Raw genomic sequence first — 22,976 nt, 5'->3', positions numbered from 1 at the left:
ACAATCAGACACACGGAGTGCGCGCGCTGCTATTCAGAGTGATTCGGCAGCGCGGGATCCAACATCAGGTGGCGCCGAGCATAACATGGCGAGATCCGGGGCGGGAAACAGCGACGCATGGCTCTGCGGCCTGAAGTCGACCACTCGGGCGTCGGCCTTTCCCGCGCCGGCCGACGCCACTTGACGCTCGCCATCTCCCGTCCCTCCGAGCGTCCACGTATGGTGCCGAAGCACGCGATGGAATGCGGTCGGAGCTGCGCCACGGCAGACAACACCTTGACAACCAGGTCCTGTTCCCGGGCTCACGGACCCTCGTTCCCTTCTCAGAACGGTTGCACCGGAACGCGCATCGCACGCGGAACACAACTCACCCACCGCTCCTTGCCAGACCGCGACCGATTCCGGCGACCGCACAACCTCTCCGAGAACGAGCACACACGCACACCCCGCACACATCCAATTCCGCACGGAGTGCAATAGCGAACAACCTCGAAACGCAGCACAAAATAGTCCGACTTCCAACGAACTGGATCAGGACACTTGTCGGCGTGTCGCAGCACGACCAGCCATTCGGGCGCTACCGACGTATAGTGCGGCTGTTGAATTTGCACAAGTGGTATTGTGACCGGAATATTCGCAGGTAGGGCGACATCGCCCAACCAATCCTGCTGTGACCCCAGCAGGGCTCGGACGGACAGACCAGTTCATCCTCGCTCGACCTCTTCGGCCAGCCGGATATGCTCGGCCTCTCGCACACCGGATCGGTGCAATGGCCAGGAATGGGACACAGCTCCCGGTGCGTGAGAGCTGGATACACCTGATATGCGGCGCGCCTGGTGAGTTGAACGCAAAGCTGCGGGTATGCTGCCGCGGCAGCTGATTGCTGTTGAATTGCTACTCATGACGAAAGGAACAGAGAAATGAGGCGTGTCGCATTCACCGTCGCCGCGGTGGCGGGTGCGATTTCCGCTGGTGCGCTCGGTGCCGGTCCGTCGGCGGCTGCGATTCCGCCAGCTGGCGTGATCTGCGCCGGGATGACTTGCGCAAACACCACCTCTGCGCCGCAGATTGTCATCGGAACGGCGGTATGTGCGACCGGGATCTCGGTGCCGGCCAGCACCCTGCTCGAGCCGTTCAGTAGTCGCAGACTCTCCGCGACGTGCCCCGACGGAACCCAACCACTCATCCTGAGCTTCTGACCCGCCCGAAACCGCCGCGTCCGCTGACCACCATCGCCACACCCCAGCGATGCCGCGCACACAGCAGGACAAGGTAGGTTCGATTCTCTTTTATCGCGAGGGAATTCGGCGCGGCAGCGGAGTCCTGGCGAGCACGGGCAAGGTGATGTCCCCTGCGGTGCGTTCGGGCCGGCGGTGTGTGCACACCGCCGGCCCGAACGCACGAGGTGTGACACCAGACGGAGACAACCGGCGGCGACGGCGGTAGCGAGAATCGAGCGAGTCCGCGCGTGCGGAAGCGCTGCGGCTGCGGTGCCTCCTTCTACGTCGACACGCTCAGGTACGCAATAGGCTGCACGATTGAGCCGAGAACTTTGATACGGCGACGCCCTCAGCTCGGAGCGACTGTCGAGATGAGCTCGCCGGCCGTCACACGTAGGTATATGCCACGCTGTTACCTGCACCATCTGAGCCGGCCATCGACGTAGACCTGGAGCGAGGACTGGAGGGCATCGAGGTTCGTCGCAAATCGACCTCGGTACCCTCCGCCACAACAAAACTCGGGCCCCTCACACCACCGCTGGATCAGCAATCGCTCGCCCGGTCGAGATCCCTTCACTTGACCGGTCCGAAGTCTTAGCCACCGATGAAAATCTGTCTTTCAGACCGACCGAGCCGGAAGATGTGCCGCCGAGCCAGCGGGCAAGGTCCGCAGCCTGTGAATAGTAGCGGTGCAGCGGATGCGCGGTAGCGATGTCGGCTACATACAGATGATGGCACATCCGGATGGTCGCGCGTAGCTCGGAGGCGACGTAGTAGGCCAGCACATCGAGACCGTTGTCGACTCGTTCGTGATGCTCTGCGCTGTCATCGTTCTGCGCGAGCGCCCAATTCGCCGACTGCGCGATTGCGTGCAGTGCACGGGATGCGATACAGATATCGGCAATCGTCCGAGATGCCGCCAGCGTATTTTCGCGCGAGACCCCGTCCTGGATTCGGAGGTGTTCCGTGGCCAGCGTCACGATGCCTTTCAGCAGTCCATCAGCCACAGAACCTATCGTCGCCAGCGCATACCGGTACAGCTCCGGGATGCCACCGGACAGCAGTTGTTCAGCGGGAATCTCCGCGTCGTCGAAGTACAGCGAGAATTCCGGCGCTCCGGTCCCGGACGGGCTCTGGGCACGTTCGAGACCCGGCACCTCCGCATCCACGACGGCAAGGCCGGAATCGGTCGGGACCAGGATCCACCGAGCTCGGTCCACGTACGGCACGCCGACCTTGCGCCCTCGGATGCGGACCGTGTTGCCGTCAACGGTCGCGGTGGTCTCGGGCTTCATCGCGAACGGCGCACCGGGTTCATTGAGCGCCGCGGTGAGCACTGCACCGTCAGCGACTGCGGGAAAGACCTTCTCTGCCAGAGATTCCGGCGCCGAACGCAGTAACGGCAGCACCCCGAAGCCCAAGGTTGTCAGCGCCGGCACTTGGACAGCGTCAGTGGCCAGCTCGGTCAGCATGGCGGAGACCTCGAGGAGCCCCAGACCGTCTCCTCCATAGCGTTGTGGCAGCGCTACCGAAAGCAGCCCACTGTCCACAAGCTTGGGCCATAGTGCGATATCGCGCGCGCTATCACGTTCCAGCAAACTCACGACAAGCTCAGCAACAGCATCTTGACTCTCATTCATGGTGAAGTCCAATGCAATGCTCCCCGATCGAGTTGTGGAATCGGCTGTACGACTCGCGCGGTGGAACGAAATCCACTCTCCGGCAATGGGCGACAGGACTTCGCCGGCACCGACGACATCCGAATACAGCACATGGGCAGTGATTTCCTGCGACACAGTACACGCCCTGGTAAAGGCAGTACCGGCAGGTGCGACAGCGAGTCCGCGAATTTCACCGGGAAGGTGATCGGCTGGCCAGTTTCCGACGTCGACGACCAGGTCGAAAAACCAACCCATGCCCCGATAATCGGGTTATTGGACAGCAATCAACTATCAAAATTGTCGCCGACTGACCGCGCGCGAGCCACTGTTCGTCATATGTCCAGTAGTTGCACTGCTGAGCGAATGTCTATCAAGCGTATGCCGGCGTCGAGTTGGCTGCGGCATCGCCAGAATACTTATGTCGCGGAAATACTCTGAGACACAATGGAATAGGGCCTGCATCAGGACGTCGATTCGATCAGCATGTGCTCCAACTGGACCGCGCCGTCGGACTTCTCACCGACACCTACCACTGCGACGAACTCGCGATCGCCGGCACGTCGCTGCAGGAGAGTCCAGGAGTTGGCGAGATACCAGCTTGCCCCGGTGGTACCACGCGGGCCCAAGCCGGCGCAGAATATCCAGTAGCGACCGGGGTGCAGCTCCGGACTGGGCCGCACCCGCGCGATGACGCCGACGTTGTGATCCGCGCTCGAGTCGTACCGACTACCGTCTGTCAATTCCAGTTGCTCGAAATGGGAACCACTCTCAGCGCCACTGCCGTTGAGAGTGAACAGCGGGCGCTCGACGGTTTCGAGGTACATACGCGTGCAGTCATTGCAGGTCAGCCCGAAGCTGATGTAGGGGCGGTCGCTATCCGCGACGATGTCCCGGTCGCTGCGGATCTCAATCGATTCAGCGGTGTGGCGCTGGAGGACAGAAAATACGTATAGCAGTCCCCGAATTTCGGTCTGCGGCAAGGCAACCAGAACGTCTGAGCGATGGTCGGCCGCAAATGCTCGGACTTTCCTCCCGAATGTGCATCGATAGGGTGTCTCGGCCGGCCGGCATGGTTGCACAGGCCGCAAAGGTAGCTCGAAGGTCGGGTAGACGAGAGTAATCCCGCTGGTGATCATCTCAGCCCCAAGGAATTCCCCGAGTTCGACATCCGCTCCGAGACGATTCGACTCGTGTGCTCGAGCGACTGTCGGTGCGGCCTCTGCCATTTGAAATAATTCCTCGACCGTCCAGCCGGGGAACATCTTGGCCAACACCCGGCAGTGATAGTCGCGGGGAAGCCCGACCATCCTGCCCGAAAGCCACCGATAGAACTGTGTTTTCGCTGGCCCATACCCTGGAGGGACGGGAGGATCGAGCTGTGCGGCACACCGATCGTAGGCAGACAGAAAATCCGCGTGGCTCTTGAGATGCCGCTCCGCCAGCAGCATCTTCAGGACGGTAGCCAATGAAACCCCCTAACCCCTGCAACCACCACCCTGGTGGCGGCGACTCGACCGACAACCGCAGCCCGGCTGGGCCGTCAACGATGTCCGGAGACAACCCGGACGCAGTACCCCTCTTGGCGATCCACAGGCCAGTCCCGGTGAGGCCGGACCATGGCACCGCATGCACCGGCCCCTCGGCTGGGCCCGATGTTGTTCAAGGCAGGTACGCCAATACAACGGACCTGTTGCCGGCTCCCTCCGAGGCGCCGACCGTGACATGCACGGTTCGACCGAGTCGGCGGAGGCGATCGCCATGATCTACATATCCGAGCCGGCGGTGGAGGTGGTCATGGTTGCACCGAGCCGCACGGTCAAAGGACCCGCGGAGCCAATACACGACACATCGTTCGTACCTCCCGTCGTGCGAGCCGAGGTGGGGGAGAGAGAGGTGATGGTAGGCATTGCACTACCTCCTTTGCCGCGACGGTGTTTCCTCTACTGCACCGGATGGTTGCCCAACTCGATTGATGGCCCGCTCTTTCCATTAAGCCCTTTGCCCCGTTGCAGGGCAACGCATCTCCGATCCGCTTTTGTCCGTATTCAGATTGTTTGCCCGAGTCGCGGTCGACGACCATCTCTCCGCCGACCGCTGGCTCGAGGATTTCGGGTGGGGTGAGCGCACCTTCGGTCATAGTCGGCCGGGATCGTGGGCCGGCCAGGTTGCCATCGGAACCGATGCAGATCTGGCGATGAGGTTGCGAGCCCCGTCACGCGGGCTTCAACACCGCCGCCTAATCGGAAACAAACGAAATGGTCTTGTCGTAGCTGCGGCGGTACAAGACTCGACCCCTACACGCGGAATCCTTCGGGTCGGAGACCTTACCTGCGCGGCGATCACATCGGAGCACCGCTGGACGGTCGGCTTTATTATAAGCGAAAACTATTGCAGCGCTTGCCTTTAGATTAGCCGTGGCTCGCTCGATTCGACAACTGCGATGGTGTTCGTGATCAGGCGCTCGGGCGCGGGCCGGTAGCGATTGACGACCGACCGGGAATCCTTCGGACACCGAGCCGCTGCGCGAATTCGATAACGGACGAAAACGAACGCCTCAGGCCGGTCGGCGGCGGGCTTCAGGGACGTCAATGGAAGTACCGGGCTGCCATCACAACTCGGGCAACCACACGGACCGCAACTGAGAAATCACCACAAACGGTAAGGGGGGCTGGACCGCCGGTGGGTCTTGCCTGCCGGCGGCTCAGCCGCGTCGCGATCGAACCGAAAGCTAATAACAGCTCCAGCGGCGCATGCCTCTCCAGCGGCAATGGCAATGCGAACCGCAAGCGGCCGCACCAGGCGGGCACCCTCATCCGTCTCGCCCATACAGCCCGCGGTGGTGGTTTCATCGAGATCGCCTCGTCGACTGTGAACTGCCGGACCGGGCCTGGATAGCACGCGCGACCGGCTCCGACTCCGGCGCGTGTGCGTTCCACAACTTCGGGTCGGGATGTGTGTCGTTACAAAGTGATTGCGCCGCCGATTGCGCGGATGGCGCGGTAGGCGAGCAGGTAGGTCAGGAATGAATGTGGATGCTCGTCCCGCAGGACATACAGCGCGGTCGTGTCGGTGGCGTGGCCGGGAGTCGGCGGTAGGCCCAGCTCGTCGAAAAGCACCGTCCGCAGGTCTGATTCGGAATCGAGGTCGACCGGCCGGCCGATCGTTCGGCAGGCCGCGGCACGAAACTGGGCAGCCGTGTCGAGCAATTGCCGGCGCCTTTCCGCGCCGAGATCGTCGAGGTTCCCCGTCACCGCGCCGGCATCCATGGAGATCAAGTCGGTCATGACAGGCATTCGTCACCGCCGGGTGCCCGGATCACCGCAGTTCGGCGTGCCTGTCCCGCTGAAGACGGGTGCGTGCGGAAAGCACTGTATTGAACCGGACACGCCGATGATCGAAGAGTCTTCAGACAGGACCGAATCCCCACGCCAGCGCTGTACTTGACTTCGAACATTCACATGCGGTCGGCGATGGAGGCAAAAACAGAACGAAAGTCATCACACTTCAGAATCCCAACCCGGGCTGAATACTCCTATTCGCCCGATTGCGTTCGCGGGGCTCGACGTCGTCCGCGCATGGGGACACGCACCCGCTATGCTTCATAGTCCATGGCGGGGCCGGTAGTTCAGGGTCAGCGCCGACAGGGGAACCAAGATCATCACGAATTGGGCCGTGACGGATTCGAATAGGCGGGATCCGGCCAGTGTGCTTGCGGCTCGCACAAATTCGCTCGGACCCGGCGACGGCTGAAAAACAATTCGACACTGATCGACGGCTGCGGCGGCTGCTACTGGGAAGGACATACTGATGAAGCCAGCCTTCAGAAACGTGCATTGGGCAGGCAAACGCTCGGCTTCGCCGGATACCAAACGGTACCTATGGGTACTGGGGTCGATCGCTCCCGCCTGTGCGCTGTTGCCTTCCCAGCTGGTGGTGCGGACCGGATGGGGGGTGCTGTGGTGGATCGGGCCGATCATCGCGCTGATCCTGATACCCGCGCTGGATTGGCTGGTTGGCGAGGACGGCACGAATCCACGTGACGAGGACTACGAGTTGCTGTCCAACGACCGGTATTACCGATGGTGCACATATCTGTTCCTGCCGGTTCAGCTGACCGGCCTGGTGATCGCGAGTCAGATGTGGTCCGGCCACGAACTCAGCGTCATCGACAAACTCGGTCTGTCCACCACCGTCGGTGTCGTTGGCGCGATCGGGATCAATGCCGCGCACGAACTCGGACATCGCGTAGAACATCTGGAGCGGTGGCTGGCGAAAATCGCCCTCGCCCAGTCCGGGTACGGGCACTTCTACGTCGAGCACAACAAGGGCCACCATGCCCGAGTCGCCACCCCCGAAGACCCGGCCAGCGCCCGGTTGGGTGAGTCGTTATGGGAATTCCTGCCGCGCAGCGTGATCGGCGGATTCCGCTCGGCGCTCCGGCTGGAGGGGGGACGCTTGCAGCGCAAGGGCTTACCGTGGTGGACCGTTCACAACAACATTCTGCAGGCCTGGTCGATGACGCTGGTGTTGTATGCGGCGCTGCTGCTTGCGTTCGGCCCGACCATGCTGCCCTACCTGCTGCTGCAGGCAGTGATCGGGGCCGGACTCCTGGAAACGGTCAATTACGTCGAGCACTACGGACTGTTGCGGCGGCGGCTGCCCAGTGGCCGCTGGGCTCGCTGCTCTGCGGCCGACAGCTGGAACTCCGACCGGATGGTCACCAATATCTTCCTGTTCCATTTGCAGCGACACAGTGACCATCACGCCAATCCGGGACGGCGGTACCAGACATTGCGTAGTTCCGCTGAGGCACCGCAGCTTCCAGCCGGCTACGCCACCATGATTGTGCTCGCGGCCATACCGCCATTGTGGCGGCATGTGATGGATCCCCGGGTCCTGGCGCACTACGCCGGCGATATCACCCGCGCCAACATCCACCCGCGCAAACGCAACACAATTCTGGCAAGTCAGGGCGATGCCGCCACCGCATGACCGGGTCCATTGTGTACGGCCGACCTCTCCCGGTCGTCTGGGCGGTTGCCGGATGTCCGGGTCGAGAAATGCTTCGTACACCAGTGGAGTGTGCTCGATCGCCGAGCGCCGAGCACGAGCCCGCAACCAGTTTCAATGACAAACAATGGTGTGCGAGTGAATCTCTCGGTTCGATGATGCCAGGGGGTCGAACAGGGGCATGCTCTGATCGCCTCCTGGACTTCTATCGCGTCTCGGTGCGTCGTGTGGAATATTTTGCGCGAAAACCGCACTGGCGGAGGACGTCTCGCTCGTTGAGGTATTGCTACGTTCAGGTCTCGAGATCCTCGAGTTCATCGGTGATCTCGCCGCGACATTCGCGTGCGTTCCCCGGGGGTTGATGTATTCGATTGCCAGTCGCTGGAGAAACGCACTGGTTTCGGTGGCGGCAACGGTGAACCGCCATCAGCGAGTAAACGCGTCATTTTCGTTGATCTCGAACGCGTTGTCGAACCGTATGCGATCGAAGGTACCCGGGCAACGAACGCGCGACCACAGACCCTTGATAAAGTCATTTCGCATCGCCCTGCGATAGGCAATACTCCCGGCAGCTTCGTCCAAGTAAAGGATGTGGGCTTGTGAGAGCGTTCCTGACCGTTGCAGTTTCCGTTCTTGTCGGTTGTGTGTTGTTGGGCAATCAGCCCGCTCGGGCGGACCAGGGTCCGTACAGCGGGCCTGCGGCGCCACCGGTACCCGGGAATCCCCTATCCTCCCCGCTTCAGAACTGGATCAACGAGAACATACCGGCGCCATTGTTGCCTGCAGATCCGCTACAATCCGCCAGTGATCAACAGGCGGCATTGTGGCGTGCGGTGTTGTCGCCCGCGACAGGGGATCCGACCTTCGACGAATGGCCCGCGAATCTCGCCGACCTGAGTCCCGGGCAGATCATCGAATCACGTGATGTGACAGCGACGGCCGGCCAGCATATGGCGACACCGATCGGGCGTGCGGTGTTGTTGAAGTTCCGCTCCACCTCGGCGACGGGCGCACCCTCCTTCGGCACCGCGACATTGATCATCCCGGCGGCCCAATGGAACGGTCCGGGTCCCCGCCCGGTAGAGGTGAATGCCGTGCCGATCAACGCACTCGGGATGCACTGCACACCGGGCTATCAGCTCTCACACGGCATACTCGACAGGCCCAACACCGATCTCGCCTGGTTTCTACCGTCCATCTGGTCGGCCCTCGACGAGGGACACGCGGTTCTCCTGCCCGACCACGAGGGCCCGCTGATGGCATATGCCGAGCCGAATGTGGCCGGGCACGTGATGCTCGACTCTATACGCGCCGTCCGCAACGCCCTGTCGGCCGAGTTCGGGGACAGCCGTTATGTGGCCATCGGCTACTCCGGCGGAGCGATCGCCTCGTACGCGACTGCGATGTTGCAAACCGAGTACGCGCCAGACCTGTCGAATGTCCTAGCGGGCGTCGCCTCGGGTGGACTGGTCACCAATTACGCGAACATGGCCCACCGCTTCAACGGCTGGATCGCATCCGGCATCCTCATGTCGGTGTCGCTTGCGATAGCGCGCGAACATCCGGAGATGCTCCAGTACATGAACCATCTCGCGCAAGTGGTGGCGACTTCTTCGATGCGAGATATGTGTGGTGATGCCGATGGGCCGCTGGGCGTGGTCGGGATCCCGATGGACGTCGCGACGAATATCGCCAACTCGCTCGACAGCCCGATTGCCCAAGAGCTGTACGGCCAGCTGAATCTGACGAATCGGAAGTCGGGTGTACCGCTGTACATTTACCACGGTGCGTCCGATCCCTGGATTCCCATCGAGGACGCTCGACGGATGTACGACGAACAATGCAGCCGCGGTGTTCCGGCCGTCTTCCGCATCGTGCCCGGCGAGCACCTGATCGGTTACGTCACCGGCCATCCCGGACTCGACGGCTGGATCAATGAACGGCTGCGTAGCGCACCGGCACCGAGCGAATGCCCTGCGCCGCGCTGAGGCTGGGTTGACGATGCCATACCGCTGTGTCGCGACTTCGCCGGCGAAAGGCATTGTGGTGACGTCCGACTTATGGCGGCAGGGTGCCTCGCGCCCGCCGTTCAGCGGCCGACAACCCTAACATCTACCCGGCCAGCCCACGGGAAACGGCGAGCGCGACAGGATCGGCGATCACGTGGAGTCCCCGGCAGACGCGATCTTGTGTCGAGAACCCATCCGGCGGGGACTCCACGCCTGGACAATCAGCGGATGCCGGGCCTGGTCCCGCCATCGCACCCCAACAGACCGCGCTGGGCCGGCGAAATCGAGGTGTCGTCGTACAGGGTCTCCGCGAGCTACAACTGGAGCTGCAATGTGAACGAGAAAGGCCCCTCTCATTCGCGATTCGCTGCTGAGAGGGGCCTTTCGAAGCGCGCCCGGAGAGACTCGAACTCCCAACCTTCTGATCCGTAGTCAGATGCTCTATCCGTTGAGCTACGGGCGCATGGCTATTCAAATGTGTACCCGGCGTACCGGGCGGTGGCGGAGGCGAGAGGATTTGAACCTCCGGTCCCCGTGAAGGGACAACTCATTAGCAGTGAGTCCCATTCGGCCGCTCTGGCACGCCTCCTGGTGCCCCTCTTCGAGGGCGCCGGTTCCTTTCGAACCGCCGGGACAGAAGATTACACAGCGGGTGACCGATAGACCAAATCTGCTGGTCAGCGTAGGTACGAATCGAACCATTCGTAGATTCTGGTCTGGGCGTCGAGGACCGTGACGTCGTCGAGGTCGGCGGGGTCGAAGCCGGGCTGGTCGGGGCGGTGGTGGAGGCCGGGGTAGGTGACCACGAGGGTGGCTACGTCGGCACGGGCGGCGGCCTCGCGCAGGCGCTCGACCTGGTCGGGCGGGGTGAGGGGGTCGTCCTCGCCGAAGAGGCCGAGCCAGGGAGTCTGGAAAGCGGGAGCGGCGGCGAGGAGGGGGACGGCCTGCGGGGTGAGCGGCGTCTCGATGCCGGGGGCGGCCACGCTCACGGCCGCGCCGATGCGACGGTTGGTGGCGACCAGGGCGGCGGCGGTGCCCGCGGAGTCGAAACCGAGGACGCCGATGCAGTCGCGGAAGACGCCGTGGTGGGTGAGCCACTCGAAGCAGGCGTCGAAATCGGCGAAGAGTTCGTCGCCGAAGACTCGGTCGGGGGTGTTGGTGCCGCCCGCGGGGCGATGGAAGAGGTCCGGCGCGAGGACCGTCCAGCCGTCGTCGGCGAGCGCGCGCATCAGTTCCAGTAATGGGTCATTGAATTCACGTGATTCGTGCAACACCACTATGCCGCCGCGCGCATGCCCCTCGGGTTCTAGCACGGTGAGCGGAACCGTGGTCGTATCGTGCACAGGGGCCAGCTCTCGATAGATCCCCGACATAGGGCCACTGTAGTTGTGCCAGGTAAAAACGAGATAAATCTTTTTCTGGGGCCCGATATCCCGGACATATTCCGGCCGAGTCCCATTCGGACGCCCGCGGTCCCAGTCCGGGCAAACCAGGCGACACCCGCGGGCGTCCACCCGCGGACGGGACATAGGGTGGAGGGGTGAGCGCGCACATTCGCCCGGACCTCGATGCCATCCCGGCGTACGTCGCCGGCAAGACCCACCCCGGCGCGGTGAAGCTGGCCAGCAACGAGACCACCTTCCCGCCGCTGCCGTCGGTGACCAAGGCCATTGCCGAGGCGGTCGAGCTGTCGAACCGGTATCCGGACAACCACGCCATCGAATTGCGCGGCGCCATCGCGGATTTCTTGGGCGTGCAGCTCGAGAACGTGGCGGCCGGCTGCGGCAGTGTGGCGCTGTGCCAGGAGCTGGTGCAGATCACCTGCTGCCATCCCGAGGACGAGGTGCTGTTCGCGTGGCGCTCGTTCGAGGCGTACCCGATCGTCACCCGGGTGGCGGGCGCGCGGGCGGTGCAGGTGCCTCTGGATGATGAATTCACCCACGATCTGGACGCTTTGGCGGCGGCCATCACCCCGCGCACCCGGGTGGTGTTCGTGTGCAATCCGAACAATCCGACCGGTACCGCCCGCGGCCGGGCGGAGATCGTCGAGTTTCTCGACAGGGTGCCCTCGGATGTCCTGGTGGTGCTCGACGAGGCGTACTTCGAATACCTGCGCATGCCCGCGGAGGACTTCCCCGATGGCGTCGAGCTGGGCCGCACCCGCCCGAATGTGCTGGTGCTGCGCACGTTTTCGAAGGCGTACGGCTTGGCGGGCCTGCGCGTCGGGTACGCGGTCGGCGCACCCGAGGTGATCACCGCACTCATGAAGGTGCATATCCCCTTCAGCGTGAGCCGGGTGGCGCAGGCCGCGGCCATCGCCTCGCTGGAGGCGCGGCACGAGCTGCTCGAGCGCACCGATGCCGTTGTGGCCGAACGGGATCGCATGCGGGAAGCGCTGATCGCGGCGGGCTACCGGGTGCCGGTGAGCCAGTCCAACTTCGTCTGGCTGCCGCTGGGCGACCGCAGTGCCGAGTACGGCGCGGCCAGTACCGACGCGGGGGTCATCATCCGCCCCTACGGCGCGGACGGCGTACGCGTCACCGCGGGCGACCCGCACGAGAACGACGCCTTCCTGCGCTTCGCCACCGATCCGGCGACCGTCGCGCGATTCCGCGTCCGCGGGGATCAAGCGCACGGCTGAGAGCCTCCGGCCCCGAGAACGCGTGCCGGCGATTGCCGAGCGATTCGTACATAGCCGGTGGGTTGTCTCAACGGTTGCGAAATACGTCGTCGCCCGGGCATACGCCGGGACACGGCCTACTACCCGATGCCCAATCCCGCCGCCATGGTCGGCCAGGAGCGCGGCAGTTCGTCGGCCCAGTAGGGCCAGGAGTGGGTCCCGGTCGGGCGGCGGTTCACCGTCGCCGGAATCCCCAATTGCGCCAGCCGGTCGGCCAACTGGCGGGTGCACATATCGGCGCCCGCCTCGATGGGGCCGCCGAACAGCACCGCGTTGCGCAGGTCCGGATTGTCGGGAGTGTCGTGTTCCCCGGGGAGCCCGCTGCCCGACGAGAGATAGATGGCCTTGCCGCGCAAGGCTTCCGCGTGCGCGAGCACATCGTGGTCGGCCCACTGCGGATCGTCGGACGGGCCGAACATATTGTCCGGATCCCCGCCGAAGGTCCCGACGACCGCGCGCGCCTGCGCCTGCCCGAAATCGGAACTCATTGAGTAGCAGCCGCTGTGCGCCGCGACCGCGCGATACAGGCCCGGATTGCGGGCGGCGAGCATCATGGCGGCCTCAGCGCCCATGGAGACGCCCTCGAGGCCGTTCATGCCGTCCCCGCCGAAGCGGGCGTCGATGAGCGGCGGCAGTTCACGGGTGAGGAAGGTCTCCCAGCGGTTGGTGCCGAGCTTCGGATCGCTGTGCCGCCAGTCGGTGTAGTAGCTGGCCGGCCCGCCCAGGGTGAAGACCACGGTCACGTTCTTGTCGGCGAAGAAGCGCAACGCGCCGGCCCGGACGGTCCAGTTGTTGGCATCGGATGAGGCGCTGCGGCCGTCGAGCATGTAGACGGTGGGGCGGGGACTGTCGCGGTGCGCGGGGAGCAGCACCTGGATCTCGACGGTGCGGCCCATGGCGGGGGAGGCGACGAAGACGCTGAGGAAGTTCTCGGAGATCGGCTCGACCCGGTCGATGCGGGCCTGCGGGGGATGCACCGGGTCGACACCGGGAGCGGATTCCTCGTTGGAGCCGGTCTCGACGGGTGGATCGGTCGAAGCCGGAGGGGCTTGGAGGGTCACCGCACCGGTCAGGAACCCGGCGGTCGCCAGGGCACCGATCAGGCGACTCGTGATGCGACGGCTGGCCACCCAGCCACATTTACCAGAAACCGTCAATCGGAGGCCAGATCGCGTTCCCAGCGCGTCTCGATATCGGTGAAACGCCACACCGCCAGCGCCACCGCCCAGGTGAGCACGAACAGTCCCACGATGATGTAGCCCAGGCCACCCAGATCCAGATTGCCGATCCAGGCCACGAAGCCCGAGGTGATATCCAGCTTCTCGACGAAGATGGAGACGATCTCCTGGGTGCCGATGAGCAGCGCCACCGCCACCGACAGTCCGGTGACCACCAGGTTGTAGTAGATCTTGCGCACCGGCCGAGCGAAGGCCCAGTCGTAGGCATAACTCATGAACGCGCCGTCGAGGGAATCGAACAGCGCCATGCCCGCCGAAAACAGCAGCGGCAGTACCAGAATCGCGTACCAGGGCAGTCGGGTGGCGGCCGCGCCGCCCGCGACGACCAGCAGGCCGACCTCGGTGACGGTGTCGAAGCCAAGCCCGAACAGCAACCCGACCGGGTACATCTGCCACGGTGCGCGTACCAGCTTCACCACCGGCCCGAGCACCCGGTTGAGCAGGCCGCGCTCCTCGAGCGCGCGCTCGAGCCGCGCCTCGTCGAAGTCGCCGCCGCGCATGCGCCGGTACACCTTCCAGATGCCCGCCAGGGACACCAGATTCAGCAGACCGATGGCGATGAGGAAGGCCCCCGAGATGCTGGCCCCCCACAGCCCGGTCCAGCGGTGCAGGGTCGACCCCTCGTCCTCGAGGGACCCGGCCAGCGCCCGCACGCCGAGCGCGAGCAGCGTCACCATCGCGAACACGATGCTGGAATGCCCGAGCGCGAACCAGAATCCGACCGTGTGTGACTTGGCGCGGCCGTTCTCGGCCACCAGTTTTCGCGTGGTGTTGTCGATGGCGGCGATGTGATCGGCGTCGAAGGCGTGCCGCATGCCGAGGGTGTAAGCGGTGATGCCCAGTCCGACACCGAAAACCGAGCCCCGCACCACGTGATGACCGGGCGCCACGAACAGCAGTAGCGTGCCCCAGCCGAGGACGTGCAGCGCCAGGACGGCCAGACCCATTCCGATCCAGCTTCGCACCGGCACCCTCATCCGTCGATGATGACGACCCCGCCGGGGATTCGAAAAGTCTTATCCACCTGCGGGTTCTCAGCGGAAGCGGAGGGATTTGAACCCCCGGTCGCTTTCGCGACGCTCGCTTTCAAGGCGAGTGCATTCGGCCGCTCTGCCACGCTTCCAGGCGATTGATCGTAGCAGTGTCCAGTCTGCCCTACGCTCCGCTCCGGGCAGGTTCTAGGCCGCGAGGTCTCGATCCGTCCTTCGCACCGCTCCCCCGCTCCAAGCGCAGAGAGACGAAGCGCGGTCCAGAATCGAGACGGACGCGAACCTTCGAGTTCATGTCAGTCCGGGCAAGGTCCGACCCTGAACCAGTGTGGTGATCGGCGGCGAGATTCACCAGATCCAGGACCGCGGCCCCGCGGCCCGCTGGCTGCCGCCCATATGGGCCTCAGGCGCACTGCTGTTCGGGGTGAGCCACCTCGGGTCGGCCGTGGTCCGCCTCCGGCCGCGGCTCCCTGTTGTGACGGCGTTTGATCGCCCCCTGCTCAACTCGGCGGCCCGGACGAACGGTTCCCAGAGCGGGGATTCCTTCCGCCGGGTCGGCCTAAACCCGTTAGGACGAGATCATGGTCCGGCTCAGATCGTGCAGGCTGCCGCAACCCGAAAGCCCCATGGCGGCATCGAAATCCGCGAGCAGGCAGCGCAGCGCGTGACGCACGCCGTCGGCCCCGGCCAGTCCCAGACCGTACACCCAGGGGCGGCCGTAGAGGACCGCCTTGGCGCCCAGAGAGAGCGCGATCATCACATCCGAGCCGGTGCGGACTCCGGAGTCGAACAGCACATCCGCGCGATCGCCGACGGTGGCCACGATGGTCGGCAGCGCGTCCAGCGCGCCCACGGCCCCGTCGACCTGACGGCCGCCGTGATTGCTCACCACCACCGCGTCCGCGCCCGCGTCCACCACCTGGCGGGCGTCGTCGGGATGCAGCAGGCCCTTCACGGCGATGGGAAGTTCGGTCCAGTCGCGTAGCCGAGCGATATCGGCCGGACGCAGATTGTGATTGCCGAACAGTCCGACCCAGGTGAGTACGGCCGCCCGCATCGCCTCCTCGCTCTCCTCGGGCGGGGCGCTGAGTTTGGCGCGGAAGACCGGATCGGACAGATAGTTGGCAATGCCCTTGCCCTGCAGGAACGGCAGGTGCCCGAGCGCCAGATCGCGCGGCCGCCAGCCCAGGCTGGGGGTGTCGGCGGTGACGACAATGGCCTTGGCTCCGGCCTTTTCGGCGCGCTCGACGAAGGAGCGGGCCAGCTCCATGTCATCGGGCCAGTACAGCTGGTACCACCAGTCGCCGGCGCGCGCGCCGACCTCCTCGATGGTGGAGGAAGCGGCGGTGGACAGGCACATGCCGATGCCCAGTTCCCGGGTGACCTCCGCGACCAGGGTCTCGCCGCGCTCCCGCAGCAGGCCCAGCACACCGATCGGCGCGGTGAGAATCGGTGCGGCCAAATGGGTTCCGAGCACCTCGACGGAGAGGTCGCGCGCGCCGGGACCGCTCGCGCCGCGCAGCATGCGCGGCAGCAGCCGGTATTTCTCGAAAGCGGCGAGATTGGTGTGCGCGGTGCGCTCCGACGATGCGCTGCCCGCCACATAAGCGAAGGCCGCCGGATCCAGCACTTCCCGAGCCCGCTCTTCCAGGCCCGCCGCCGTCATCGGTAGCGCCGGGACCGTGCCGGCCAGGCCGGAGAGATAGATCTCGTTCTGGAAATCGACGAAACTGCTCATGCTCCGGAACGCTAGTACCTTCCACCCCGGCGCGGAGGGGGTCGAACTCACTTTCCCGGGCGTAACTTCTTACGGCCCGGACGTGCTGAGTTACCGGACGTACTGAGTTATCAGCGCTTACGGACGCGGACCAAGGCGCGCGGCGCATCGGTCGCGACGAATCCGGACATCGCCATAGCAGCCAGGATGACCATGCCGCCGAGGACGGCGAGGGTGGTGATCATGGAATCTCCTTTCGAATGACTCCACGGTGACGGCCGATGCTGAGAGGACGCTGGGCCAACGCCGAGGACATGCCAAGTGATCATCCCGTCGCATCTGCTACGGCTGTCCGGAGACGAAGAACGTAATCTTCACCGCATGAAGGCGGTGACGCTCGACGGTTTCGGTGGGCCCGAGGTCATGAAATGGGCGCAGGTGGACGATCTGCCCGCGCCCGGACCGGGCGAGGTTGCGATCGATGTGGTGGCCGCGGGGGTGAACCGCGCGGACCTGCTGCAACGGCAGGGTTTCTATCCGCCGCCGCCCGGGGCCAGCGAGATCCTGGGCCTCGAGGTGTCCGGGAGGGTCGCGGAGGTCGGTCCGGGGGTGCGGGATTGGCATCCGGGTGATCCGGTGTGCGCGCTGCTGTCCGGCGGCGGCTACGCCGAGCGGGTGCTCGCACCCGCCACCCAGCTGCTCCCGGTGCCGGAGGGACTGGACGTGGCCGCGGCGGCCGCGCTGCCGGAGGCGGCGGCCACGGTCTGGTCCAACCTGGTGATGACCGCGGGCCTGCACAGCGGACAATTGCTGCTGATTCACGGAGGTGGCAGCGGAATCGGCACGCACGCCATCCAGGTGGCGCGGGCGCTGGGCGCGCGGGTCGCGGTCACCGCGGGTTCGCAGTACAAGCTGGACCGGTGCGCGGAATTGGGCGCTACGGTGCTGATCAATTACCGCGAGCACGATTTCGTGACCGCGCTGCGCAGCGAATATCCCGGCGCGGACATCATTCTCGACAATATGGGCGCGGCGTATCTGGAGCGGAATGTGGAGGCGCTCGCCGAGGACGGGCACCTGGTGGTGATCGGCATGCAGGGCGGGGTGAAGGCGGAATTGAATCTGGCTGTGCTGCTGGGCAAGCGGGGCTCGATTCACGCCACCAATCTGCGGCGCCGGCCCGAGACCGGGCGCGGATCGAAGGCGGAGATCATCACCGAGCTGCGCCGCCACCTGTGGCCGCTCATCTCCGATGGAACCGTCGTGCCGGTGGTGTCGGCCGAGGTTCCGGTCACCGCCGCCGCCGAAGCCCACCGGCTGCTGGACTCCGACGAGACGGTCGGCAAGGTGATCCTGCGGATCCGCGAGCTCTAGGTATCCAGCGCCGCCAGCGCGCGGCCGAGCTGGTCGATCTCGAAAATCGTTGTGTAGGGCGCGAGTCCGATGGTCACGGCACCGCCTTCGTCATTGACGCCCAGGGCGTCGAGGAGGCGGCTGCCGCCGTGGGATCCGCTCAGCGTGCCGATGCGGGCGTCGGCCAGCTTGGCCGAGACCTTCTCCGCCTGCATGCCCGAGATGGTGAAGCTCACCGTCGGGATGCGGGTGGAGGCGCGGCCGATGACGGTCAGGTTGGGGATGGTGTCCAGCACCGCCATCAGGTGCTCGAAGAGATGATCGTGATAGTCCTGCAGGGACGTGATCGACATCTCGAGGCGCTCCCGGCGGGTGCCCTTGGCGCCCTCGTCGAGCGAGGCCAGGTAGTCGATGGAGGTGGTGAGGCCGGCCAGCAGAGCGTACTGGTGCCCGCCCACCTCGAGGCGTTCCGCACCCTTGGCATAGGGATTCAGCGACATGGACGGGATCCGGTCCAGGAACGCGGGGTCTCGGAAGACCAGCGCGCCTATCTGCGGACCGCCCCACGCGGGCGCGCTCAGCGCGATCACGTCGGCGTTGAGCTCGTCGATGTCGAGAAGCGCGTAGGGCGCGGCGCCGAAGCAGTCGGCGACCAGCAGACCGCCGACCTCGTGCACGCGGTCCGCGGCCACCCGCACCGCGGGCGCGGAGCCCACGATCGGTGAGGCGGCGGTCAGCGCCACCAGCCGGGCCGTGGGGCCGATGAGCTCCTCGAACTGCCAGGCCGGCATTTCGCAGGTCTCGATCTCCACTTCCGCCCAGCGCACGTGCGCGCCATAGCGATTCGCGATGCGGAGCCACGGTGCCACATTGGCCTCGTCATCCAGACGCGACAGCACGATCCCGGTGCCCAGACCCAGCCGGGAGCTCAGCGATTCGGCCAGCCAGGCCAGCAGCACCGCACGATCCGGGCCGAGTACCACGCCCGCCGGATCGCCGCCGACCAGATCGGCGACGGCCTCGCGCGCGGCCTCCAGGATCGCGGCGCTGCGCTTGGCAGCGCCGTGCCGATTGCTGTGCGAGAAGGCGGAGGTCCGGAAACCTGTTGAGACGGCCCGGGATACCGAATCCGGGACCAGCATGCCCGCTTGCGGGTCGAGGTGGATCCAGCCGTCGCCCAGGGACGGTATGAGGCCCCGCACCCTTGCGACGTCGTAAGTCATGGTGGCCACTCTAAAGGGAGAGGGCACAACAGGGTAACGGTAGGCGGCGTTTGGTCGCCTCCGCTGCGCTCCGGCAGGGTTCGCGGCCGAGGCGCAGGTCTATGGAGTCGAAGGTCCCGGTCCTCCCTCCTCCGCTCCGCCGAGACGGAGGTCCGTCAAGCAGCGGTCCAGTCCAGGACGGGCCGCGAACCACCGAGTCCTGCCGCTCGGCCTTGACATCGGAACGGACGTTCGGCATGTTTCACGCGTCATTCCGGCCGAGCGCGCGCTGCGAACCGGGATGGTGGTTTAGCGGGTTCGGCTGGTATTCGGCAGGATGGGGCTATGACGCAATCGGATGAGGTTCCGGAATCCATCGTCGTGATCGGTCCCGAGGGGAAGCCGCTGTTCATCCCGGCGGCGGCGCAGATCGGCGGAGAGCCGGTGGAGATCGCCGGACCGGTTGCCGGTGAGGATCATTCAGGCGATTCGGACGGCTCTCACGACAAGGAGGAGTCGCTCGCCGACATGGTGGAGCAGCCCGCGAAGGTCATGCGAATCGGCACCATGATCAAGCAACTGCTCGAAGAGGTCCGGCACGCGCCGCTCGACGATGCCTCCCGCACCCGGCTGCGCGAGATCCACCGCACCTCCATCCGCGAACTGGAAACCGGTCTGGCGCCGGAACTCCGCGAGGAGCTCGAGCGGCTGGCCCTCCCCTTCACCGACGAGACCGTCCCCTCCGACGCGGAACTGCGCATCGCCCAGGCCCAGCTGGTCGGCTGGTTGGAGGGCCTGTTCCACGGCATCCAGACCGCGCTCTTCGCCCAGCAGATGGCGGCCCGCGCCCAGCTCGAGCAGATGCGTCAGGCGCTTCCGCCGGGCATGAGCCACGGCGACCTGCGCACCCAGCAGAATCCGGGCGGCGGCCAGTACCTCTGACGCACTTCGGAGGGCGTACGCCGGTGGTTCGCGGCGCAAGCGCGGAGAGACGGAGTTCTCGTTCCGGACCGCGGCTCGATAGGTCCCCGTCCGGGTGCCGGGGAAACGAACGACTCCATGGATCTGCGCCTTGGACGAGGGACGAACGACACCCTCGGGGCCGCGAACCCGCCCGTAGCGAAGCGGACGGCAAATTCATTCAGCTAAGGTCGGGTGCTGTGCCTGCTGCTGCTCCCCCCGACTCGGTGACGACCGACGTGCGCCCGGACAATGAACCGGTGCCACTGGTGTCGGACTCCCAGTCCTTCGGTCGCGCATTCAAGGATTTCCGCGACGGGTTCTCCCAGCGTGAACTATGGCTGGCACTCGGCTGGCAGGACATCAAGCAGCGTTATCGACGGTCCGTGCTCGGACCGTTCTGGATCACCATCGCCACCGGTTTGCAGGCGGCCGCGATGGGCGTCCTCTACGCGACGCTGTTCGGGCAGTCGCTGAGTTCCTATCTGCCCTATGTGACCGTCGGCCTGATCGTCTGGAATGTGATCAACGCCAGCATCCTCGAGGGCTCGGATGTCTTCATCGCCAATGAGGGCCTCATCAAACAGCTGCCCTCGGCGCTGAGCGTGCACGTGTATCGCCTGGTGTGGCGGCAGTTCCTGTTCTTCGCGCACAACCTGATCATCTATGTGGTGATGGTGGCGGCCTTCGGCATCTGGCGGCATCTGCACTGGTCGGGCCTGCTCGCCATTCCGGGCCTGATGCTGCTGTTCCTCAATGCCATCTGGGTCACGATCGTGTTCGGCATCTTCAGCACCCGCTATCGCGATCTGGCGCCGATCCTGGGCAGCACCACGCTCATGCTGTTCGTCCTCACCCCGGTCATGTGGAAGACCTCGGCCCTGTCGGGCACCGCGAGTGACCGCGCCAAGCTGGCCGAACTCGTCCCCACCTTCCACTATCTGGAGATCGTGCGCGCGCCCCTGCTGGGCGACCCGATCCACCTGCGCAGCTGGGTGGTGGTGCTGTCCATCACCGTCGTCGGCTGGATAATCGCGATACTGGCTATGAAGAAGTTCCGTTCCCGCGTCCCCTACTGGGTGTGAAGGCTCAATGACCGACCATGTGAGTATCGAGACCCAGAACGCGTGGGTGGAATTCCCGATCTTCGACGCCAAATCCCGATCGCTGAAGAAGGCGGTGCTGGGGTCGGCCGGCGGCGCCATCGGGCGCAACCAATCCGATGTGGTGGTCGTGGAGGCGCTGCGGGATATCACGCTGTCGCTGAAGGAAGGCGATCGCATCGGCCTGGTCGGCCACAACGGCGCGGGCAAATCGACACTGCTGCGGCTGCTTTCGGGCATCTACGAACCGACCCGCGGCAGCGCGCGCATCCGCGGTCGGGTGGCTCCGGTCTTCGATCTCGGCGTGGGCATGGACCCGGAGATCTCCGGCTACGACAACATCGTCATTCGCGGCCTGTTCCTCGGGCAGAGCCGCAAGCAGATGCTCGCCAAGATCGACGAGATCGCCGAGTTCACCGAATTGGGTGACTATTTGGCCATGCCGCTGCGCACCTATTCGACAGGTATGCGGGTGCGCCTGGCCATGGGTGTGGTCACCTCCATCGATCCGGAGATCCTGCTGCTGGACGAGGGTATCGGCGCGGTCGACGCGGAGTTCATGAAGAAGGCGCGGGTGCGCCTGCAAGAATTGGTCTCGCGCTCCGGCATTCTCGTCTTCGCCAGCCACTCCAATGAATTCCTGGCCCAGCTGTGCGATTCCGCGATGTGGATCGATCACGGGCAGATCCGCATGCAGGGCGGTATCGAGGACGTCGTGCGAGCCTACGAGGGCCCGGAGGCGGGCGATCACGTGGCGCAGGTGCTGCGGGATCTGGAACGTGAACGTGAACCGGAACGGAATCCCGCATGAGTGAGCAGTCGGCCCCCGTCTACGGCGACGATGCGCGCATCGTCGCCATCGTGGTCACGCACAAACGCCGGGACCTGCTGGCCCAGTCCCTGAAGGTGCTGTGCAGCCAGACCCGCCAGGTCGATCACCTGATCGTGGTGGACAACGGCAATGAGACCGAGGTCGGGGAGCTGGTGAACCAGCAGCCCATCGAATCCACCTATCTCGGTTCGGAACACAATCTCGGCGGCGCGGGCGGGTTCGCGCTCGGCATGCTGCACGCGCTCACCCTGGGCGCGGACTGGGTGTGGCTGGCCGATGACGACGGGCGGCCCGAGGGCCCGGATGTGCTTGCCACACTGTTCGATTGCGCGCGGCGGCACGATCTGGTCGAGGTGTCACCGGTGGTCGCCGATATCGACGATCCGGACCGGCTGGCCTTCCCGCTGCGCCGCGGCGTGGTGTGGCGGCGGCTTCGGTCGGAGCTGGGCGACGAGGACTTCCTGCCGGGCATCGCCTCGCTGTTCAACGGCGCGCTGATCTCGGCCGTGGCCGTGGACAAGATCGGCGTGCCGGACCTGCGGCTGTTCGTGCGCGGCGACGAGGTGGAGGTGCACCGGCGGCTGGTGCGGTCGGGTCTGCCGTTCGGCACCTGCTTGCAGACCGCCTACCTGCACCCGAACGGTTCCGCCGAGTTCAAGCCGATCCTGGGTGGACGCATGCACACCCAGTACCCGGATGATCCGGTCAAGCGGTACTTCACCTACCGCAATCGCGGGTACTTGATGTCGCAGCCGGGTATGCGAAAACTGTTGCCGCAGGAGGTCGCCCGCTTCGGGTGGTTCTTCCTGGTCCAGCAGAAGGATCCGGCCGGGCTGATGGAGTGGCTGCGCCTGCAGCGACTGGGCCGCCGCGAGCAGTTCGACAAACCCAAGTCGTAGGGCTCGAGGAATAGGTTGCGCCACCAGCGGCGTCGGCATGGATGTGCTGACCTCGCTGCTCCACGGCACCGTCGCCTTGGTCGGCCCCTCGGGCGCGGCCAAG

The 22,976-nt window shown here is 65.2% G+C and carries 17 protein-coding genes and 3 tRNA genes; 9 read left to right on the top strand and 11 right to left on the bottom strand.

All coding sequences use genetic code 11. From position 1 onward, the window contains the following. Positions 1 to 920: 920 nt before the first annotated feature. Positions 921 to 1,199 carry a hypothetical protein gene (locus GLP40_RS04770; RefSeq protein WP_154786582.1) on the top strand — a complete coding sequence of 93 codons (279 nt, stop codon included), beginning with the start codon at positions 921 to 923 and terminating at the stop codon, positions 1,197 to 1,199. Positions 1,200 to 1,747: 548 nt separating this feature from the next. Here the strand turns inward: GLP40_RS04770 and GLP40_RS04765 are convergent. The 3 genes from GLP40_RS04765 to GLP40_RS04755 form a co-directional block, all read right to left on the bottom strand. Continuing rightward, positions 1,748 to 3,136, bottom strand: coding sequence for an acyl-CoA dehydrogenase family protein (locus tag GLP40_RS04765; RefSeq protein ID WP_230329237.1), 1,389 nt, complete (start codon positions 3,134 to 3,136; stop codon positions 1,748 to 1,750). A 206-nt stretch (positions 3,137 to 3,342) separates the two neighbouring features. Next, positions 3,343 to 4,329: a hypothetical protein gene (locus GLP40_RS04760; protein ID WP_154786581.1), complete on the bottom strand. Its 987-nt coding sequence runs from the start codon at positions 4,327 to 4,329 to the stop codon at positions 3,343 to 3,345. 1,512 nt (positions 4,330 to 5,841) lie between these two features. Next, positions 5,842 to 6,147, bottom strand: a complete 306-nt coding sequence (locus GLP40_RS04755; protein WP_154786580.1) for a DNA polymerase family A protein — start codon at positions 6,145 to 6,147, stop codon at positions 5,842 to 5,844. Positions 6,148 to 6,688: 541 nt separating this feature from the next. On the opposite strand from GLP40_RS04755, the gene GLP40_RS04750 reads away from it, so the two are divergent. Together GLP40_RS04750 and GLP40_RS04745 are read left to right on the top strand one after the other, a co-directional pair. Continuing rightward, positions 6,689 to 7,873, top strand: coding sequence for an alkane 1-monooxygenase (locus GLP40_RS04750; protein ID WP_154786579.1), 1,185 nt, complete (start codon positions 6,689 to 6,691; stop codon positions 7,871 to 7,873). A gap of 617 nt (positions 7,874 to 8,490) precedes the next feature. Next, entirely contained in the window at positions 8,491 to 9,879 is a 1,389-nt protein-coding gene (locus GLP40_RS04745) for a lipase family protein (protein ID WP_328289693.1), read from the top strand. Between the two features lie 411 nt (positions 9,880 to 10,290). Here the strand turns inward: GLP40_RS04745 and GLP40_RS04740 are convergent. The 3 genes from GLP40_RS04740 to GLP40_RS04730 all read right to left on the bottom strand — a co-directional run bounded on the left by GLP40_RS04740 (position 10,291) and on the right by GLP40_RS04730 (position 11,273). Continuing rightward, a tRNA-Arg gene (locus GLP40_RS04740) sits at positions 10,291 to 10,363 on the bottom strand. Positions 10,364 to 10,399: 36 nt separating this feature from the next. After that, positions 10,400 to 10,489: transfer RNA gene (locus GLP40_RS04735), tRNA-Ser, on the bottom strand. Positions 10,490 to 10,577: 88 nt separating this feature from the next. Continuing rightward, positions 10,578 to 11,273 (bottom strand): dienelactone hydrolase family protein, encoded by a 696-nt coding sequence (locus GLP40_RS04730; RefSeq protein WP_154786578.1) that lies wholly within the window; start codon positions 11,271 to 11,273, stop codon positions 10,578 to 10,580. Between the two features lie 167 nt (positions 11,274 to 11,440). Between GLP40_RS04730 and hisC the strand changes: the two genes are divergently transcribed. Further along, a complete protein-coding gene (hisC, locus tag GLP40_RS04725) occupies positions 11,441 to 12,541 on the top strand; it encodes a histidinol-phosphate transaminase (protein WP_328289692.1) in 1,101 nt (366 codons plus the stop codon). Between the two features lie 119 nt (positions 12,542 to 12,660). Here hisC and GLP40_RS04720 read toward each other — a convergent pair whose 3' ends face one another. The 4 genes from GLP40_RS04720 to GLP40_RS04705 form a co-directional block, all read right to left on the bottom strand. After that, positions 12,661 to 13,710, bottom strand: coding sequence for an alpha/beta hydrolase (locus GLP40_RS04720; protein ID WP_328289691.1), 1,050 nt, complete (start codon positions 13,708 to 13,710; stop codon positions 12,661 to 12,663). 23 nt (positions 13,711 to 13,733) lie between these two features. Next, on the bottom strand, positions 13,734 to 14,795 hold the full coding sequence (gene nicT / locus GLP40_RS04715) for a Nickel transporter NicT (RefSeq protein WP_196054526.1): 1,062 nt from the start codon (positions 14,793 to 14,795) through the stop codon (positions 13,734 to 13,736). A gap of 61 nt (positions 14,796 to 14,856) precedes the next feature. After that, positions 14,857 to 14,941 (bottom strand) — tRNA-Ser (locus GLP40_RS04710). A gap of 434 nt (positions 14,942 to 15,375) precedes the next feature. Then, complete coding sequence (locus GLP40_RS04705; RefSeq protein ID WP_154786577.1) at positions 15,376 to 16,545, bottom strand: lactate 2-monooxygenase; 1,170 nt, start codon at positions 16,543 to 16,545, stop codon at positions 15,376 to 15,378. Positions 16,546 to 16,905: 360 nt separating this feature from the next. Between GLP40_RS04705 and GLP40_RS04700 the strand changes: the two genes are divergently transcribed. After that, the gene (locus tag GLP40_RS04700; protein WP_154786576.1) at positions 16,906 to 17,898 is read left to right on the top strand and encodes an NAD(P)H-quinone oxidoreductase; all 993 of its coding nucleotides are present in this window, start codon (positions 16,906 to 16,908) and stop codon (positions 17,896 to 17,898) included. Here the strand turns inward: GLP40_RS04700 and GLP40_RS04695 are convergent. Next, positions 17,895 to 19,100: a cysteine desulfurase-like protein gene (locus GLP40_RS04695; RefSeq protein WP_154786575.1), complete on the bottom strand. Its 1,206-nt coding sequence runs from the start codon at positions 19,098 to 19,100 to the stop codon at positions 17,895 to 17,897. The two genes, GLP40_RS04700 and GLP40_RS04695, sit on opposite strands and share 4 nt — an antisense overlap. A 324-nt stretch (positions 19,101 to 19,424) precedes the next feature. On the opposite strand from GLP40_RS04695, the gene GLP40_RS04690 reads away from it, so the two are divergent. From GLP40_RS04690 to glfT1, 4 genes are all read left to right on the top strand, one after another. Next, positions 19,425 to 20,021 carry a bacterial proteasome activator family protein gene (locus GLP40_RS04690; protein ID WP_154786574.1) on the top strand — a complete coding sequence of 199 codons (597 nt, stop codon included), beginning with the start codon at positions 19,425 to 19,427 and terminating at the stop codon, positions 20,019 to 20,021. Positions 20,022 to 20,266: 245 nt separating this feature from the next. Further along, positions 20,267 to 21,124: a galactan export ABC transporter permease subunit Wzm/RfbD gene (wzm, locus tag GLP40_RS04685; protein WP_456094000.1), complete on the top strand. Its 858-nt coding sequence runs from the start codon at positions 20,267 to 20,269 to the stop codon at positions 21,122 to 21,124. A 7-nt stretch (positions 21,125 to 21,131) separates the two neighbouring features. Then, positions 21,132 to 21,953 carry a galactan export ABC transporter ATP-binding subunit Wzt/RfbE gene (wzt, locus tag GLP40_RS04680; protein WP_154786573.1) on the top strand — a complete coding sequence of 274 codons (822 nt, stop codon included), beginning with the start codon at positions 21,132 to 21,134 and terminating at the stop codon, positions 21,951 to 21,953. Further along, positions 21,950 to 22,873 carry a galactofuranosyltransferase GlfT1 gene (gene glfT1, locus GLP40_RS04675; RefSeq protein ID WP_154786572.1) on the top strand — a complete coding sequence of 308 codons (924 nt, stop codon included), beginning with the start codon at positions 21,950 to 21,952 and terminating at the stop codon, positions 22,871 to 22,873. Before wzt ends, glfT1 begins: the two co-directional genes overlap by 4 nt. The last annotated feature ends 103 nt before the right edge of the window (positions 22,874 to 22,976 follow it).

The organism is Nocardia aurantiaca, from assembly GCF_009708175.1.
Taxonomy (GTDB): domain Bacteria; phylum Actinomycetota; class Actinomycetes; order Mycobacteriales; family Mycobacteriaceae; genus Nocardia; species Nocardia aurantiaca.
The sequence above is the reverse complement of the archived record's forward strand: the minus strand, read 5'-3'. Positions and strand labels throughout refer to the sequence as shown.

What these genes read in the sequence shown, in the direction of transcription:
- GLP40_RS04770 (WP_154786582.1), top strand. Translation starts at nt 921, where the DNA reads ATGAGGCGTGTCGCATTCACCGTCGCCGCGGTGGCGGGTGCGATTTCC.
- GLP40_RS04765 (WP_230329237.1), bottom strand. Translation starts at nt 3,136, where the DNA reads ATGGGTTGGTTTTTCGACCTGGTCGTCGACGTCGGAAACTGGCCAGCC.
- GLP40_RS04760 (WP_154786581.1), bottom strand. Translation starts at nt 4,329, where the DNA reads ATGCTGCTGGCGGAGCGGCATCTCAAGAGCCACGCGGATTTTCTGTCT.
- GLP40_RS04755 (WP_154786580.1), bottom strand. Translation starts at nt 6,147, where the DNA reads ATGGATGCCGGCGCGGTGACGGGGAACCTCGACGATCTCGGCGCGGAA.
- GLP40_RS04750 (WP_154786579.1), top strand. Translation starts at nt 6,689, where the DNA reads ATGAAGCCAGCCTTCAGAAACGTGCATTGGGCAGGCAAACGCTCGGCT.
- GLP40_RS04730 (WP_154786578.1), bottom strand. Translation starts at nt 11,273, where the DNA reads ATGTCGGGGATCTATCGAGAGCTGGCCCCTGTGCACGATACGACCACG.
- nicT (WP_196054526.1), bottom strand. Translation starts at nt 14,795, where the DNA reads ATGAGGGTGCCGGTGCGAAGCTGGATCGGAATGGGTCTGGCCGTCCTG.
- GLP40_RS04705 (WP_154786577.1), bottom strand. Translation starts at nt 16,545, where the DNA reads ATGAGCAGTTTCGTCGATTTCCAGAACGAGATCTATCTCTCCGGCCTG.
- GLP40_RS04700 (WP_154786576.1), top strand. Translation starts at nt 16,906, where the DNA reads ATGAAGGCGGTGACGCTCGACGGTTTCGGTGGGCCCGAGGTCATGAAA.
- GLP40_RS04695 (WP_154786575.1), bottom strand. Translation starts at nt 19,100, where the DNA reads ATGACTTACGACGTCGCAAGGGTGCGGGGCCTCATACCGTCCCTGGGC.
- GLP40_RS04690 (WP_154786574.1), top strand. Translation starts at nt 19,425, where the DNA reads ATGACGCAATCGGATGAGGTTCCGGAATCCATCGTCGTGATCGGTCCC.
- wzt (WP_154786573.1), top strand. Translation starts at nt 21,132, where the DNA reads ATGACCGACCATGTGAGTATCGAGACCCAGAACGCGTGGGTGGAATTC.
- glfT1 (WP_154786572.1), top strand. Translation starts at nt 21,950, where the DNA reads ATGAGTGAGCAGTCGGCCCCCGTCTACGGCGACGATGCGCGCATCGTC.